The following is a 16,029-nucleotide window of genomic DNA, read 5'->3' as shown; positions in this document are numbered from 1 at the left end:
CAACCCCTTTGCTGTTGCGCTGGGATACCCAAATGGTGGGTTGGCCGGCAATGTGAATTGTGCGATATCTGTTTTTTGTTGACATATCGCACAACGGACAGGTGACGGTGGCTGTATTGCAGCGCGACATGATGGGCGGGTTGGCCAAGGGGCTAGCGGCGATCGAAACCTTCACCGCCGAGCGCCCCCGCCAGTCCATTGCCGAGGTCTCCGCCGCTTCGGGGCTCGATCGCGCCACCGCGCGGCGATGCCTCCTGACCCTGGCGCAGCTGGGCTATGCCGATTACGACGGGAAATACTTCACCCTGACCCCGCGGGTGCTGCGTCTGGGAACGGCCTGCCTCGCGACAATGCCGCTGCCACAGCTGGTGCAGCCGCTGCTCGACCAGCTGTCCGAGCAACTGGGGGAAAGCTCTTCGGCCTCGATCCTTGATGGTGACGAGATCGTTTACGTGGCGCGGGCAGCGCAGCGGAAAGTGATGTCGATTGCCTTGATGCCGGGCTCGCGCTTACCCGCCTTTTGCACCTCGATGGGGCGCGTCATGCTCGCAGCCCTGCCGGAAAGCCAAGCGGCGGCCCGCTTGGCTGGACCACTGCCGCCGCGCACGCGTTACACCCGGACCCGGAGCCAGGATATCCTGGCAGAACTGGGCCGGGTGCGGGCCCAGGGATTTGCCTTGATCGACCAGGAGGTTGAGCTCGGCTTGCGCTCGATCGCCGTTCCGGTGATTACCTCGCGAGGGCAGACAGTGGCGGCCATCAATGTGGGCGTTTCGGCCAGCCAAGCTTCAATCGAGGCCCTGCCTGAGCTCTATCTCGCGGGCATGCAGTCCGTTCAGGCGGAGCTCAGGACAATGTTGCGCTGACCTATTCCCCTTAGGCGCGCCCCGGAACGTCTCGGGCCTGTTCCTCGTCCAAGGACAAAACTACCTTTCCCAACTGCTCGTTGGCATCCAGCACCGCGTGAGCCTGCTGGACCTGGGTGAGCGGGAACACCGAATGAATTCGGGTGGTCATACGGCCGGTTTCAAGAAGCGGCCAAACCTGGGCGACAAGTGCCTGCGCGATCTTTCCCTTATAGGCTGGCGGGCGCGGGCGAAGGGTGGATCCTGTGAGCGTCAGCCGACGCCGCACCAGATCGCGGATATTGACCTCGGCGGTGGGACCCTGGTGACTGGCGATGAAGACCAGCCGCCCGTCAGGGGCCATGAGATCGAGTTGCACTTGCACATTGGGGCCGGCCTGAGCGTCAAGCGCAACATCGACGCAATGTTCGCCAGCATGGCGGCGAATGGCGCCGGCCCAATCCTCGCGATAGTCGAACACGGCATCGGTCCCCAGTTGGGTGCAGGCATCCCGCTTTTCAGCGGTGCTGGCGGTTGCAAATACCCTGGCCCGCCGCAGCAGTTTGGCCATTTGAATACCGGCCATCCCAACGCCGCTGGAGCCGCCCTGAACCAGCAGCGTTTCTGCTTCGCCCAGCCGGCCCAACCAGATGATGTTGTTCCAGGCGGTGAACAGCGCTTCGGGCAGCGAAGCCGCCTCGATGAAGCTGAAGCCCGCAGGAACCGGCATACATTGCACAGCCGGCACGACAACCTGATCGGCATAAGCCCCACCATTGGTGAGGGCGCAAACTGCGTCGCCAATCGCAAGGCCCGAGACGCCCTCGCCCACCGCCGCGATCCGACCTGCAGCGTCGAGGCCGGGAATATTGGTGACGCCTGGCGGCGGCGGATAAAGCCCACGGCGCTGCTGGATGTCGGGGCGGTTGACGCTCGCGGCAAGCACCTGCAACAGGACTTCGCCCCGGCCAGGCACCGGCACCGGACCTTCAACGATCTGCAGCACTTCGGGCCCGCCAGGACGGGTAATTTCAACAATGCGCAAGCTGGCTTGCTCCTGTACTGGTGGAAGGGATCACCCGCCCGCGGGCTCATGGCGGAGCGCCGGGCAAAACGCCGCCGAACCGCACTGATCAAGGGACCGACCGATGCCGGCAATGACCCCGCCGGCTTGTATACGGTTTTTTGTCGTTGCCGGTGGACAGTTATCCGGCCAATCGCGACCACCTATCCACCCTTGCGCGGCAGCGACAAATCCGCTTTGAGTGAGTTCCGACAGGCGGAACGGAGGGGTGGATGCGGGAGCGTGACGACGAGGTGCGGGCGGCAAGCCGGGTGCTGGCCATTCTGCAGGCCATGAACCGGGAGCCGCACTCCACCATTCTGTCGCTGCATCAAACCACCGGGCTGCCGAAGCCAACCTTGGTGCGCCTGCTCAAGACCCTTGTGGGCAATGGCTTTGTCAGTAATGACCGGCGCCAGGCAGGCTACCAGATCACCTCCCTCGTTACCTCGCTCAGCAGCGGCTTTCACGGCGACCCGCTGGTGGTAGAGGCCGGGCGCGCCTGGGCAATGGAGCTCAGCGCACGCTTCAAATGGCCGGTTGCCATTGCGGTGTTTGACCGTAACGCCGTGATCGTGCGCTATTCCACGGTGCATGACAGCCCGATTTCGCCCTTTCACGCTACCATCAATATGCGGCTGAGCCTCTTTACCCGCGCCTTGGGCCGCGCTTTCCTCGCCGCCTGCAGCGACGCCAGGATCGAGGAGCTGCTGGCCGAGACATCTGCGGCGCCGGAGTTGGAGACCCCTTTGGATCGGGATCCCGACAAGGTTCGGCGCATGGTTCGCACCATCCGTGATCGCGGATATGCCATGCGCGATCCCGGGGCCGAACCGCGCACCTCCGACACGGTGGCGGTGCCGATCATGGGACGGGGTGGGGTGCAGGCGAGCATTGGCCTGACCTATTTCCGCACAGCGACCAATGCATTTGGCTCACGCGATGATTCCGTCGCCGCGCTCAAGCGCGCTGCCGAAGGCATCAATGCCGAGGTGGAACGGCTCACCGTGCATCGTGGCTAACCGTTCCGCGCAGCGGAATCAGCGCGGGGCAGCATTGTTCGATCGACATGCTCTAGCGAGGGTCGCTGCGTTGACTCGGTCGGTGCTCGCGCGCCGTTTCTGACTTTCCTGCCATTTGGACTTCCCACCATGACAATACATGCCGACCTTCTTGCCGCACTGATCTTCCTGGTCTTTGGCGCGATCGCCACGGTGGTGGGATGGGGCTATGGCTTTGGCACCTTCTCGGCCCTAGGGTCGGGCGCCATGCCGGTGCTTGCCGGGTGCGGCCTGTTGATCATGGGGGTCGCCCAACTGGTGCAAACGGCGGCAGCACGGCGGGCTGGACAGGCCTTTGTTTCCGCATTCCCCGGCGCCGAGATGCGCCCACTGCTGGTGATCCTGGCGGCAGTGTTGGCCTTTGGCCTGCTGGTGGGTCCCCTTGGATTGCTGCCCGCGCTGACGGCGCTGGTGTGCATCAGCTGGTTTGCCGAAAGTGGCGGGCGGCGGCTTGAGATGCTCGCCGTTCTGGTTGTCGTGGCAGTGCTGATTGTCGCCATCTTCTATTATGGCCTTGGCATCCCGTTCCGCCTTGTGGCCTGGAGGTTCTGAGCATGGATCTCTTTGCTTCGCTGGCCCTTGGGCTCCAGGTTGCCGTAACCCCGATCAACCTGATGTATTGCCTCCTGGGGGTGACCCTCGGAACCGCTATCGGCGTGCTGCCCGGCGTTGGACCGATCATCACCATCTCACTGCTGTTGCCGCTTACCTTCGGGCTCACGCCCGAAGCCTCGATCATCATGCTGGCCGGCATCTTTTATGGTGCGGCCTATGGTGGCTCCACCACGTCCATCCTCGTTAACTTGCCGGGGGAAGCGTCTTCGGCGGTGACCTGCATCGACGGCCACCAGATGGCGCGACAGGGCCGTGCCGGGGCGGCTTTAGCGGTAGCGGCGCTGGGCTCGTTTTTTGCCGGCACCATCGGCACCTTGCTGATCGCGCTCGCTGGGCCGCCATTGGCCCTTATCGCTATGCGCTTTGGCGCGGCAGAATATGCAGCCCTGGTTTTCGTCGCCCTGCTCAGCACCGCGGCGATGACGCGGGGTGGCGTGGTCAAGGGCGTCGGGGTGGCCCTGCTGGGGATGGCCTTCGGTTCGGTTGGCTCGGACGTGTCGACCGGCATGTTCCGGTTCACCTTTGGCATTCCCGAACTGCGCGATGGCATAGATTTCGCCGTGCTGGCAGTGGGACTGTTCGCCGTTGCCGAGATCATCGGCAATATCGGCGCGCCGCAGGGCGACGCAGTGTCCTCGCGGAATATTGGCCGGCTTTGGCCGAGCCGTGAGGACTTCCGGCGTTCCTGGCCAGCGGCGCTGCGCGGCACCGGCATGGGCGCGCTGCTGGGCGTGCTGCCGGGGGCTGGCTTGGCCATGAGCTCGTTCACCGCCTATATGGTCGAGCGCAGTGTTTCCAAGCATCCCGAGCAGTTCGGCAAAGGCGCCGTCGAGGGCGTTGCCGGGCCCGAATCGGCCAACAATGCGGCCTCCCAGACTGCCTTTATTCCCACGCTGCTGCTTGGCATTCCGGGCAGCCCGACCATGGCGCTGATGCTGGGGGCCTTCATGATCCATGGCTTGCAGCCAGGCCCGCGCATGATGGGTGACCATCCCCAGCTGTTCTGGGGGCTGATCGTTTCGATGTGGGTCGGCAATCTGCTTCTCGTGATCCTCAACCTGCCCCTGATCGGGCTCTGGGTGCGGCTGCTACGGGTCCCCTATCACTGGCTTTATGTGTTCGTGCTCGCCTTTGCCTGCGTGGGCGTGTTCACCATGGGCTCATCGAGCTTTGACATCTATTCGCTCGTGTTCTTTGGTGCCCTTGGCTACCTGCTCAAGGCGGCAGGGTGCAACCCGGCCCTTTTCATCCTCGGCTTCATTCTCGGGCCCATGTTCGAGGAGAATTTCCGGCGCGCCATGACCTTGTCGCGCGGCGATCCGATGGTGTTCCTTGAGCGCCCGATCAGCCTGACCTTCGTATTGATCGGCATTGCGGTGCTGCTGGCGACCACGACTTCCTTTGTGCGGCGTGGGCGGGCGGAGGTCACCGAGTGATGGCGACGGTCGAGCAAACGGCCGGTTGCCCGAGCTGCGGGAAGCCAGCCTAGGCGACGGCGACCGGATCGGTGTGCATGGCTTGGGATCGCTAGGGGCTGGCAGGCACGGTGGTGCCTGCCCTGCCGGATGTGTTGCCCGGCCGGTCCAGTTCACGCGCCCCCGCGAAGTCGCCTGGGACACGAGAACCGGTCATCACGCTTTGAGCTTGGCAAACAGGTCGTTGATGTCGTCGGCGCGCTCGAGCCGCAACAGCGATGCCAGGAGGGCGTTCGCCCGATCCGCGCCGATAACGTCATCGACATTGGCGTGGAACTTGGCGAAGTAAACACTGTCAGGCGCAGGGTTGCGGCGTGTGCCGACCATGTCCTCCACCGTATGGGTGAGGCTCCTGCCATCGGCCATCACCAGGGTCACCACTGCACGCGAGCGCGAAGTGTCGGCATCGGCCAGCGGATCGGCCACATGCACAACCTTGTCGGCGAGTGCATTGATGACCGGATTGCCCAGGCTTTCCTTGCTGTAGGAAGACTTGTTGAACCGCCCCAAGGCCAGCGCTTCCGCCACCGTATGCTGCAGGCTGATGCGGCCGTGCCAGGAGGTGCGCGGACGCCGCTTGTCCTCAACCGGCTCGCAAACGGTGCGGAAGGAGCGCCGCATGATCTCGCAGCGGATTTCGGCGATGTCCTCGAGGGCGAAGTCGTGCTGCGCCCGCAATTCCAGCGCGGCCGTAATGAAGGGCATCATCGTATAGGCGCATGGGTATAGCTTGGGCGCGATATTGAGCACTTCCCAGCGCGAACCCAGCCCCTCAACAAGGGTGTCAAAGCGGAATTGCACATCGGACTGAACATGGCTTTTGTACCAGCCAAAATTACCCTCGAACACGGCCGATGGCCCCGTCAGACCCTGCTGCGCCAGGGCAACGGCGCGGATGCCCGCCGCTGCGGCAAAGCCGACATGGAGGGTTTTGCTGTCGGCACCGTCCTGAAAGGCGCTGATCGAGCCCGCTGACAGGCTGGCGGCTGTTCCAACCGCATCGGCCATGACGCCGACCGGCAGGCCACGGAGCCGGGCTACTGCATAAGCGGCGCCAAAAACGCCATAAACGCTGGTCGGGTGGAAACCCACTTCATGCATGCGCACCGGGGAAACCAAGCCTAGGCGGCACAGGATTTCGGAGCCAACCAGAACCGCTTCAAGCAGTTGCCGGCCGGTCTGGGGCGTCTTGTGCGCTTCGGCCAGTGCCGCAGCCAGAATAACGCCCGTTGGATGGATATTGCTCGCGATATGGGTGTCATCGAATTCGAGCACCGCCGAAGCTACGCCATTGATGAAGGCAGCGCCGGCCAGCGAGGTTTCGGCAGCCTCGCCAAGGGCCTGCGCGCCCCGCCCCCCCCCATCGGCATCCTGCTGGGCGCGGCGCGCTGCTTCCACCGGGCCCAGCCGATGTGAGGCCAACATCACCCCAACCAGGTCAACTATGCGCAGCTTGGTGTGGTGAACCACCTCGGCGGGCGCATCATCGAGGGAAAAGCCAACGGCCCACTCGGCCAGTTGGGAACTCAAATTCGGCATGGGTGAGCCTTGATCGCAAAGAAAAACTGGCCGCAAGGCCGTTGTAAAGTACAGAGCAGTTGCAGCGCGGCGCGGGTGGAATGCAGCAGCCCCCTCGCGCCCGGCGGCAAAAATATAGCCGGCAGCAGATTGCCGCCGGCTACGGGGAGTCTCGCTTATTTTGCGAGGCCGATTTCGGTCAGCACTTCATCAAACCGGTTGTACTCAGCCTGCAATGCGGCACCGAGTTCCGAGCCGGGCATGAAGCGCGGCGACACGCCGGCCTTAACCAGCTTGTCGGCAAATTCGGGCGTGTCATTGGCGGCCTTGAGGGCGTCCTCGATCATGGCAACCACTTCGGCTGGCATGCCGGCCGGGCCCATCACCATCTGCCAGCCCGTACCGCTGATGCTGTCAATCCCCTGCTCTGCCAGGGCAGGCACATCGGGGAACTCGGCCAGGCGATCAGGGCCGGGAACGGCCAGCGGGGTCAGCGCGTCCTGGCGGACCTGGGGAATGGCGGCGGCATCCATCATGAACTGTACATCCCCCGCCAACACGGCCTGCACCACCTGGGCGGCACCGGTATAGGGGATGTGAGTTGCCTCGATCCCCATCGCATCAAGCATATCGACCGTGGCCACATGCCCGGTCGAGCCAACGCCGACCGAGCCGTAGTTCAGCTCGCCTGGGTGTTCTTTGCCATAGGCGATGAACTCTTCCAGCGTGGCCACAGGCAGGGTCTTGGACGAGACCAGCATGCGCACGGCTTCGCTGACATTGGCGATCGGGGTGAAATCGTCGAAGGGGTCAAAACCCACTTCGGCCATATGCGGCGCCGTGGTGAAAATGGCATTGCCGCCCAGCAACAGCGTGGAGCCGTCGGCAGCTGCGCGCGAGACCTGTTCTGCTCCAATGGTGCCGCTGGCGCCGCCAACATTTTCCACCACGAAGTTGACGCCCAGTCGCCGGCTGAGTTCGTCAGCGACAATGCGCCCCACAATATCCCCGGCGCCACCGGCCGCATAGGGCACCACCATGGTGACGGTGTCGACGGGATAAGCCTCCTGCGTCAGGCCAGGGGCAGTTGTGGCGGCGCTCAGCAGCACTGCCAGTGCTGCGCTGCATGCGATCTTGGATTGTTTTGTCATGTTTCCTCCCGTTGGCCCTTTTGGCGCTCAGGTCCATGTTTCTGCCATGACCTTGCCGCGCCCGATAAATGCCTTGGCCGCATTTCGCATATCGGAATAGCCGCTCATGCTCGCGCTGCATATTCCTCGCGCCGACCCGTCCTGGCCCTTTTTGGGCTTGCCGTAAATCAGTGTCCCTGCCCTGACTTGCGGTGAGCTAATACGGACATTCTCTTACAGTCGCCGTGCGTCAGCCCAAGCAAAGTTGGACCGTTCCGCAAGGAGAAACTCAGGGGTTATCTTCAAGCCCTGCGGACTTCCAGAGGTGCCCACGCATTCCCGCCCACGGGGCATGCAGTTTGTTGTCGCTTTTGTTGGCAGCGTGTCGGAACCTCGGCGTCCAGATCGTCGCTGGAGTGAGCCATGCTCGCGCCACCGATATTGAGGAGTCCAAAGATGATCCGAGCCACCATAGCTGCAGCCTTGCTGTTGACGGGTGCCCTGGCCCATGCCCAGGAAGCGCCCAAGGGCGACTATGCCGAGGTGAACGGCATGCGCATGTATTACGAGGTGTCGGGCCAGGGCGAGCCGCTGGTGGTGCTGCACGGCGCTTATATGAACATCCCCGCCATGGGGCAGATCATCCCCATGCTGGCCCAAACCCACACGGTTTATGCGGTGGAGCTGCAGGGCCATGGGCGCACCAACGACATCGATCGCCCGATCACCTATCCCAACCTGGCCGACGATGTCGCTGCCTTCATGGACGCCGTTGAGCTCGAAAAGGCCGATGTGTTCGGCTATTCCATGGGCTCGGCCGCGGCCCTGCAATTGGCCATTCGCCATCCGCAAAAGGTGGACCAGCTGGTTGCTGCCTCGGTTTCCTATGACATGGCAGGCGCGCAGCCTGAATATCACGCCATGATCCCCACGATGACGCCCGAAATGTTTGTGGGCACTCCGATGGAGGACGAGTGGAAAAAACTCGCGCCTAACGCCGAGGCGTTCCGCCCCTTTGTGGAGCGCTTGATCGCGCTCGAGCATGAACCCATGGCCTGGCAGGAGGATGTGAAGGCACTCAAGCACCCGGTGCTTATTATCGCCGGCGATGCAGATGTGGTGACGCTTGAGCATTCGGTGGCCATGTTCCGCCTCCTCGGTGGCGGGGCCATGGGCGATCTGGGCAATCCCCTGCCCGCATCGCGGCTCGCGGTTTTGCCCGCGACCTCCCACACCGCGGTGATCGGGCAGGCCAACTTGCTCCATGCATTCATCGAACCATTCCTGAAGGGTGAAGCGCCCAAGGGCATGTTCGACAACTAAGGTTCTTTCTAGCTTTGCCCGTCTCGGGCGGCTGCCCGTTCTTGAAGCTGGCTGCGGCAGCACCTAATAAGAAGTTATGCCCAAGCCCAAAGCCGAGATGAACACTGACAACTGGCTGCGCCAGGAATGGCCGCTGCCCAGTGCCGCCACTTTGGGCTCCTTTGTGCGCGCCAAGGGGATTGTGCTGGAAATCCGGGCGCGCCTGCCGGGCCCGGTGAAGAAGTCGCTCGACCTAGAGGCCGGCCGGCTGGTTCTGAAGCTGCCCCCCACCGCCGGGGCTGAGTTTACGGCGGCGTCGACGATTGTTGCCAAAGCCCTTGAAGGTATTGAAAGCCTGCCGGTGATCCCGCGCGAGATCGAGGATATCCTGACGATCTCCACCACTGAGCGCCACCGCTGGCTCAAGGATGGTCGCCTGCCTAGTGCTGGCACCCGCACAGTCAAGCTGGCCGGCCGCGCCAAGAAGATCACCTTCCACGTGTTCGACCCGCGCAAGGTCGAGGACATCCTTGATCGCGATATGGTGGTGAACTGGCGTGAAGAGGATGCGGCAACCAGAGCCGACAACCGGCGGCAGGCGGCCTGGAAGGCCAAGGTGAAGCGGGCGCAACAGAGTGGCACCGCAACTGCTGCTGCCCAAGAGAGCAGCCCTGACGAGGCCCGGCCGCAGCTGATTGGCTGGGAAGAGTTCGAGCGGGATGGTCCGCTGCGCTGATCTAGCGCTTTGTCCGGGTGGGAATATGCACCCCACCCGGAGCCAGGACAGGCCTAAGCCTTACTTGGTCGCAAAATAGTTGCCGAGCGCCTCGAAGGCCGGCAGGCTCGTCGGATCATTGGCCGAGTTGGTTGCTTGCGGATGGGAGCTGAACCGTGCGATCACCATCCGGGCTTCGGGATCGACATAGATGGACTGGCCGTGCACGCCCCGGGCCATGAAGGCGCCATGGGGGTTGTTGGTGATCCACCACATCGCCCGATAGCTCCAGCCCTTGAGCAGGTCATAGCCGGCCTTGGCAAAGGCTTCCGGGCTGCCGCCCGCACGGATACTGGTAATAGCTTCTTCGGGCACCAGTTGCTTGCCGTTGATGGAGCCGTTGTCGAGCATCAACTGGCCAATGCGGGCCAGATCGGTCAACCCGGCATTCAGGCCACCGCCTGCATAGGGCGTGCCGATCGAGTCCACCGTGTAGTACCCGGACTGATCCGCGCCCATCTGGCTCCAGATGCGTTCCGAAAGCACCTCGTTGATCGGCTTGCCGGTGACGCGGGAGATGATCCACCCCATCACGTCGGAATTAATGGTTCGATAGCCAAAGGCTTCCCCGTGTTCCCCGGATTTCTTGACGGTTTCCAGATACTGGAAATAGGTCCGGGGCCCCTTGTAGTCAGCGGGCTTGGGCAGAGGATTGCCCGCCGCCGAATAGGTCCAGATATCGGAATTAGGGTCGTTATAGTCTTCGGAATAGTCGAGCGCGGTGGTCATATCGAGCACCTGCCGCACCGTTGCATCGCCAAAACCGCTGTTCTCCAGCTCCGGGATGATCGAGCCGACGGTCGCATTCTCGTCGAGCTTGCCCTCCACCACCAGCGTTTCACCCAGGAGGCCCGTAACCGACTTGGTCACCGACATCAGGGCATGCTGGCCCAAATCGGTCAGGCAGCCTGAATAGCGCTTATAGACCACCACACCGTCATGCATGACGATGACGCCGTCCGAGTAGTTCGCCTGCAGCGACTCCGCCCATGTCATCGTGGTGTCGCCCCCGAGAGGGGTGAAGGTGATCGCATCAATGGCGGGATCGAGCACTTCCTCGAGCGGAACGGGGTCGGTCAGCCCGCGGCTGACATTAACGGTCGGCATCAGCTGGCGGAAATGGCAGACCGTCCAGCGCAGTTTGGGAAAGGCATAGGCGTCGGGATCATCGACGCGGATGATCTTGTCTTCAGGCGGCGGCGACCCAACCATCCAGCCCATCTTGTTGGGGTCAGATTCGGCGGCGTTGAGCACCGGTGCATCTTGGGCCAGCGCCGGAACCGCCAGCAGGGCGCAGAACAGGCCCGTCTTCAGGCTCAGCCTAGAAATTGACCACGACATTGACAAATCCTCCTGACCAAATCGTGTCCTTCTGGGTGATCTCGCGAATGCCTTCACCCGGGATGGACACGCTGAACCCGGCCGTCAAAAAGGCATTGGGGCTCAGAACGCGGTTGTACTCGATGAAAAAATCGTCGCTCAGATGGGCGTTGGTGACGCCAGCGATCTGATAGGGCTGGCCACTAACTTCGATGGTTCTTGCGCCCTGGCCGAACTGAATTGGGCTGCCCAACTCATTGGCCCGAATATGGGCGTAACGCAGCGTAATCGTATCCACCTGGGTCGGCTTGACTGAAAGCGCCAGTTGGTGCGCGTTGACATTGGAATTGTTGAAGACCAGGGATGACTTGGAGCCGGTGGCCCAGGCATCGGGACTGCCTTCGTAATACAGCGGATCGAAGCGTTCGAAGCGCGAGGTCGTGGGATCGTCGCCCGAAAAGGTCTGGAAGGTGTAGGACAGGGATGGTGTCCAGGGCGCATCGGCAAAGGTGTAGCCGATCTGCGCTCGCCCGCCCCAGGCCGACATGTCGATCCGTGGGTTCCATTCATAGGCGATGTCGCCAGACAGGAAGAAGCTCTCGTTCTCCGGATTGAACGGGTTGCCGCGACCATAAAGGTTGATGAAGCTGAGCCCCTTGCGTCCATCCGGGATCAAATCGGGCGCGCCGATGCCGCCGGGTGCCGCTTTGGGATAGGGCGACGTGGACTCCGGCACATGGCCAAGCGTGCCGCCGACAAAAGTTTGCGTCGTCTTGTCATAGCGCAGATCGACGCCGACGATCTTGGTGCCGGTTTCGTTGTCGCGCTGCTCGTTGGGCTCAAGGTAAAATGCCGTTCCCTTGACGTCATCGAGCCCGATCGTGCCCAAGGCTGCCATGCCCCACGCCTTGTGCGGTCCGAGCTTGAGGGCCCCGCGCTCAAAGCCGTTCGAGCCGCCATTGGCCAGGAGCATGCCACTGCCGGCAACGAAATCCCTCGGCCCCAGCGACAGATCGATGGTCGGGCCGTTCTGGTTGGTGGTGCGGAGCGCCAGATAGCCTTCTTCGAGGGTGATCGCCCCGGTATTGCCGGTATCGAACGCGTCAATGCCCAAGGTGCCAGAGGCAATGGCGGACACCTTGCCGTAAAGTACCACCGAATTGTCGAGATCAAGAGTAAAGCTCAGCCCCGGCTCGATATAGCCCTCCAACCATTGCGCGTCGGTATCGACGCCGGGGGCAACCAGATCGGCCAGATCCCAGAATAGATTGTGCTCGACGACCCCGTTCACACCGGCTTGCAGATGTCCGCGCAGCATGAAGCCATTTTGGTCGATCAGCAGCAGCGGGTCCTTGCCGCCTTGGCTTTGAGTAATTTGTTCCTGGCTAGCTTCATCCTGGCTGGATCGGTCCTGCCCCAAGGCAGCCGGAACAAAAACGAGACTGGCGCAGAACAGGATCGTGGTGGCGCCTTGGGCGCAAAGATGAGGCATAACCGATACCCACCTGATGTAACACTCCGGCTTGATGCCGGGCACGGCCAGTATTCGGCTGGCTCAAGCCAACCACAATCGGGGATTCCCTGAGAGACTTAGCTTCGCGTTGCTGGCGGGGAGCTAGAGTGGGCTGAGGTTATGGCGGATGGCGTAGCGCACCAGATCCACCGCCGAGCGTGCTCCGATCTTGCGCATGATGGTGGCGCGGTGCGTCTCGACGGTCTTGATGCTGATCCCCAGCAGCTGGGCCACCTCCTTATTGCCGAGACCTTCGGCGAGGTGGCGCACAACCTCGAGCTGGCGCGGCGTCATGGCATCGCCGCCACCTCCATCAGCCCGGCACAACGCGAGTTGCAAGCAGGCCTGTAGCTCCGCTTCAGAAAGCGCGGGCGAGAAAAATGGGCGGCCAAAATGGAGGGCACGAATGGCGCTGATGACGATCTCGGGTGGGTCGTTCTTGAACACGCACCCCTTGGCGCCGGCAAGGATCAGCTCACGAAGTTCGCTTTCCTCCCTTGGCAGTGAGAAGATAAGAACCTGGGACTCGGGACAGTCGATGCGCAACAGGTCCAGTATCCCGGTGCCCGCCAGATCCTGCATGGCGGGGTCGAGCAGCACGAGATCGGGGCGCAGCTGAAGGGCAAGCTGTACGGCATCGTGCCCGCTGCCTGCCTCGCCGCACACTTCAAGGCCAGGCTCGGCACCGATGAAGCGATGCAGGCCACTCCGGACCACCGGATATGCATCAGCCACCAATATTCTGATCAGAGGCCAGTCCATAGACTATCTCCGCCGACGACATGCCATGCCCACTACAACCTGTTGATCAAAGCAAACCATACGCCGCGCCACCCCTAATCGGTTTAGGGGTATTCATGTACTAAAGCCTGCAGAAACAGCCTAAAACTTGCCGGAGAGTCGCCGCGATCTGGGCAAGCGGCCAAGTATGGCTGCGCCAAGATGTTTTACATCACGGCGCTGGCAGGCGGTCCCACCGAGCCTGCCAATCGGGGAGGGCGCCAGAGCGCAACCGCTATTCAGCCGCGGTTGCGGCCACGCTTTCTGCGGGCTCTAGGGCGGCGGCAACGGCTTGGTCGATGTTCTCGAGCCAGACAAATTCAAGCCGCTCGCGCACATCTTGGGGAATGTCTTCATAGTCGCGGCGGTTGCGAGCTGGCAGCAGCACCCGCTTGATCCCGGCAGCCGCCGCGGCAACAACCTTTTCCTTGATGCCGCCCACCGGCAGCACAAGACCCCGCAGCGATATCTCGCCGGTCATTGCCGTATCGCTGCGCACGCGGCGGTCGAGCAGCAGCGAAACCAGCGCCGTCGTCATCGCCACCCCGGCGCTGGGTCCATCCTTTGGCGTAGCGCCCGCGGGCACATGCACATGGATGTCGCTTTTTTCAAACAGCAAAGGATCGATCCCCAGCACGCCCGCACGGCTCTTGACCAGGCTCATCGCCGCCTGCGCGCTTTCGCGCATCACATCGCCAAGCTGGCCAGTGAGGATCAGCGCCCCCTTGCCTGGGACGCGCGTGGCTTCGATGAAGAGGATATCGCCGCCCACCGGCGTCCAGGCAAGGCCGGTCGCCACTCCGGCAACCCCGGTGCGCATCGCTACTTCATTTTCGAAATGGGCAGGACCCAGCAGTTCCTCAAGATCGGCGGCCTTGATGCTGACCTTTTCGGCCGTGCCTTCGGCTACCCGCATGGCGGCCCCGCGCAGGACGCGACCGATTTCGCGTTCAAGGCCGCGCACACCGGCTTCACGGGTGTAGCTGTGGATGATGGCCTTGAGCGCCTCATCATCGATCTCGGCCTGGTCGGGGCGCAGCCCGTTGGCCTCCAGCTGCCGCTGGACCAGATAGCGCCGGGCGATCTGCAGCTTTTCGGGCTCGCTGTAGCTGGCGAGGCTGATGATTTCCATGCGGTCGCGCAGCGGCCCGGGAATGGTGTCGAGCATATTGGCCGTGGCGATGAAGACCACGCGCGAAAGATCGAAGGGTACGGCAAGATAATTGTCGCGGAAGGTCCGGTTCTGCTCGGGATCGAGCACTTCGAGCATGGCGGCGGAGGGATCGCCCTGGACGCCCCGGCCCATCTTGTCGATTTCATCAAGCATCATCACGCAATTGCGTGCCCCCGCCTTGCGGATGCCTTGGATGATGTTGCCGGGCAGCGCGCCGATATAGGTCCGGCGGTGACCGCGGATTTCCGCCTCGTCATGCACGCCGCCAAGACTGACGCGCACGAAGGGCCGGTTCATTGCCCGGGCAATGGATTGGCCTAGCGAGGTCTTGCCGACCCCGGGAGGGCCGACAAAGCACAAGATCGGCGCCTTGCCATCGGGGTTGAGCTTGCGAACGGACAGATACTCGATGATCCGGGTCTTGATCTTTTCGAGCCCGAAATGGTCCTCGTCGAGGATGCGCCGAGCCGCCGCGATGTCAATCGGGCTTTCCTCGGGCAGCGTCCAGGGCAGCTCGATCAGCCAATCGATATAGGTGCGGATCATGCCCGCTTCGCCGGCCGCTTCGGGCATTCTCTCATAGCGCCGCAATTCCTTGCGGCACTGGTTTTCCACCTCTTCGGGCATGCCGGCCTTGGCAATCGCCTCATTGAGATCGGCAATTTCCTGGGACTTGCCTTCGTCCTCGCCCAATTGGCGCTGGATGGCTGCCATCTGCTCGCGCAGCAGGGTTTCGCGCTGGCGCTCGTTGAGTGCGGTTCGCGTTTGCTGGCTGATTTCCTGGGAAAGCCGCAGCACTTCGACACGCTGCGCCAGGACGCGCGAAACCTTGTCCATGCGCGCCGTGACGTCGAGGGTTTCGAGGATCTCCTGCTTTTCCTCGGGTTTCATGTCCATATAGGCGGCTGCCAGATCCGCCAGCTGAGATGGCGAGGTTGTGCCCTGGATCGCGGCCAGCAATTCCTGGGGCACCTGGGGCAGCAGCTGCACGGCTTCAACCGCAAGGCGCTGCAAGTTGAGGAAACGTGCCTCGATTTCGGGCGAGCGCGTATCAACCTCAGGCAAATCAAGCACGCGCGCAACGGGGAACGGTGTTCCAGGGAAGTAATCGAGCACGCGGAACCGGTGCACGCCCTGGCACACCAGATGGTGCGACCCGTCGGGGGCCGTGATGTAGCGCACGATATTGGCCATAGTGCCGGTGCGGTGCAGGTCGTCGGGACCGGGATCGGCTTGCTGGGGATCGCGCTGCAGCACGATGCCGATCTGGCGTTCCTGCTTGACCGCCTGCTGGGCCGCGGCAATCGATTTGGGGCGCCCCAGCGTCAGGGGCACAACAATGCCGGGAAACAGCACCATGTCCCGGACCGCGACGATGATCAGGGAATCGCTGGGCAGTTCCAGGGGCTTGTCGTCGCTTGCGGCGCCTTGGGCATTCTGGGTATCGGTCACGGCACG

Annotated in this window: 13 protein-coding genes; 6 read left to right on the top strand and 7 right to left on the bottom strand. The window is 62.8% G+C overall.

Features of this window, described 5'->3' with window-relative positions; all coding sequences use genetic code 11:
* Positions 1-107: 107 nt before the first annotated feature.
* Complete coding sequence (locus tag HRQ64_RS04160) at positions 108-866, top strand: IclR family transcriptional regulator C-terminal domain-containing protein (RefSeq protein ID WP_172122299.1); 759 nt, start codon at positions 108-110, stop codon at positions 864-866.
* 10 nt (positions 867-876) lie between these two features.
* On the opposite strand, the gene HRQ64_RS04155 is transcribed toward HRQ64_RS04160, so the two are convergent.
* Positions 877-1,890: an NAD(P)H-quinone oxidoreductase gene (locus HRQ64_RS04155; protein ID WP_172122297.1), complete on the bottom strand. Its 1,014-nt coding sequence runs from the start codon at positions 1,888-1,890 to the stop codon at positions 877-879.
* Between the two features lie 251 nt (positions 1,891-2,141).
* On the opposite strand from HRQ64_RS04155, the gene HRQ64_RS04150 reads away from it, so the two are divergent.
* The 3 genes from HRQ64_RS04150 to HRQ64_RS04140 all read left to right on the top strand — a co-directional run bounded on the left by HRQ64_RS04150 (position 2,142) and on the right by HRQ64_RS04140 (position 5,020).
* The gene (locus HRQ64_RS04150; RefSeq protein ID WP_172122295.1) at positions 2,142-2,930 is read left to right on the top strand and encodes a helix-turn-helix domain-containing protein; all 789 of its coding nucleotides are present in this window, start codon (positions 2,142-2,144) and stop codon (positions 2,928-2,930) included.
* A gap of 129 nt (positions 2,931-3,059) precedes the next feature.
* Complete coding sequence (locus tag HRQ64_RS04145) at positions 3,060-3,521, top strand: tripartite tricarboxylate transporter TctB family protein (protein ID WP_172122293.1); 462 nt, start codon at positions 3,060-3,062, stop codon at positions 3,519-3,521.
* 2 nt (positions 3,522-3,523) lie between these two features.
* A complete protein-coding gene (locus HRQ64_RS04140; RefSeq protein ID WP_172122291.1) occupies positions 3,524-5,020 on the top strand; it encodes a tripartite tricarboxylate transporter permease in 1,497 nt (498 codons plus the stop codon).
* A gap of 195 nt (positions 5,021-5,215) precedes the next feature.
* Here HRQ64_RS04140 and HRQ64_RS04135 read toward each other — a convergent pair whose 3' ends face one another.
* Both HRQ64_RS04135 and HRQ64_RS04130 read right to left on the bottom strand, forming a co-directional pair.
* Positions 5,216-6,598, bottom strand: a complete 1,383-nt coding sequence (locus HRQ64_RS04135; protein ID WP_172122289.1) for an MmgE/PrpD family protein — start codon at positions 6,596-6,598, stop codon at positions 5,216-5,218.
* Between the two features lie 155 nt (positions 6,599-6,753).
* Positions 6,754-7,728, bottom strand: coding sequence for a tripartite tricarboxylate transporter substrate binding protein (locus HRQ64_RS04130; protein WP_172122287.1), 975 nt, complete (start codon positions 7,726-7,728; stop codon positions 6,754-6,756).
* Positions 7,729-8,163: 435 nt separating this feature from the next.
* Between HRQ64_RS04130 and HRQ64_RS04125 the strand changes: the two genes are divergently transcribed.
* Complete coding sequence (locus HRQ64_RS04125) at positions 8,164-9,030, top strand: alpha/beta hydrolase (RefSeq protein ID WP_172122285.1); 867 nt, start codon at positions 8,164-8,166, stop codon at positions 9,028-9,030.
* A gap of 76 nt (positions 9,031-9,106) precedes the next feature.
* A complete protein-coding gene (locus HRQ64_RS04120) occupies positions 9,107-9,745 on the top strand; it encodes a hypothetical protein (protein WP_248307214.1) in 639 nt (212 codons plus the stop codon).
* Between the two features lie 60 nt (positions 9,746-9,805).
* On the opposite strand, the gene HRQ64_RS04115 is transcribed toward HRQ64_RS04120, so the two are convergent.
* The 4 genes from HRQ64_RS04115 to lon all read right to left on the bottom strand — a co-directional run bounded on the left by HRQ64_RS04115 (position 9,806) and on the right by lon (position 16,023).
* Positions 9,806-11,125 (bottom strand): serine hydrolase, encoded by a 1,320-nt coding sequence (locus HRQ64_RS04115; protein WP_172122283.1) that lies wholly within the window; start codon positions 11,123-11,125, stop codon positions 9,806-9,808.
* Positions 11,106-12,596, bottom strand: coding sequence for an alginate export family protein (locus HRQ64_RS04110; protein WP_172122281.1), 1,491 nt, complete (start codon positions 12,594-12,596; stop codon positions 11,106-11,108). The genes HRQ64_RS04115 and HRQ64_RS04110 overlap by 20 nt, the downstream gene beginning before the upstream one ends.
* Before the next feature lie 123 nt (positions 12,597-12,719).
* On the bottom strand, positions 12,720-13,379 hold the full coding sequence (locus HRQ64_RS04105) for a response regulator transcription factor (protein WP_172122279.1): 660 nt from the start codon (positions 13,377-13,379) through the stop codon (positions 12,720-12,722).
* 253 nt (positions 13,380-13,632) lie between these two features.
* Positions 13,633-16,023 carry an endopeptidase La gene (lon, locus tag HRQ64_RS04100; RefSeq protein ID WP_349236666.1) on the bottom strand — a complete coding sequence of 797 codons (2,391 nt, stop codon included), beginning with the start codon at positions 16,021-16,023 and terminating at the stop codon, positions 13,633-13,635.
* Positions 16,024-16,029 lie beyond the last annotated feature (6 nt).

Source organism: Devosia sp. 919, assembly GCF_013185965.1.
Classification (GTDB): Bacteria; Pseudomonadota; Alphaproteobacteria; order Rhizobiales; family Devosiaceae; genus Devosia.
The sequence above is the reverse complement of the archived record's forward strand: the minus strand, read 5'-3'. Positions and strand labels throughout refer to the sequence as shown.

Bases quoted from the DNA above. Each gene is read 5' to 3' on its own strand.
- HRQ64_RS04150 (WP_172122295.1), top strand. From the start codon at position 2,142: ATGCGGGAGCGTGACGACGAGGTGCGGGCGGCAAGCCGGGTGCTGGCC.
- HRQ64_RS04145 (WP_172122293.1), top strand. From the start codon at position 3,060: ATGACAATACATGCCGACCTTCTTGCCGCACTGATCTTCCTGGTCTTT.
- HRQ64_RS04140 (WP_172122291.1), top strand. From the start codon at position 3,524: ATGGATCTCTTTGCTTCGCTGGCCCTTGGGCTCCAGGTTGCCGTAACC.
- HRQ64_RS04135 (WP_172122289.1), bottom strand. From the start codon at position 6,598: ATGCCGAATTTGAGTTCCCAACTGGCCGAGTGGGCCGTTGGCTTTTCC.
- HRQ64_RS04130 (WP_172122287.1), bottom strand. From the start codon at position 7,728: ATGACAAAACAATCCAAGATCGCATGCAGCGCAGCACTGGCAGTGCTG.
- HRQ64_RS04125 (WP_172122285.1), top strand. From the start codon at position 8,164: ATGATCCGAGCCACCATAGCTGCAGCCTTGCTGTTGACGGGTGCCCTG.
- HRQ64_RS04120 (WP_248307214.1), top strand. From the start codon at position 9,107: ATGCCCAAGCCCAAAGCCGAGATGAACACTGACAACTGGCTGCGCCAG.
- HRQ64_RS04115 (WP_172122283.1), bottom strand. From the start codon at position 11,125: ATGTCGTGGTCAATTTCTAGGCTGAGCCTGAAGACGGGCCTGTTCTGC.
- HRQ64_RS04110 (WP_172122281.1), bottom strand. From the start codon at position 12,596: ATGCCTCATCTTTGCGCCCAAGGCGCCACCACGATCCTGTTCTGCGCC.
- HRQ64_RS04105 (WP_172122279.1), bottom strand. From the start codon at position 13,379: ATGGACTGGCCTCTGATCAGAATATTGGTGGCTGATGCATATCCGGTG.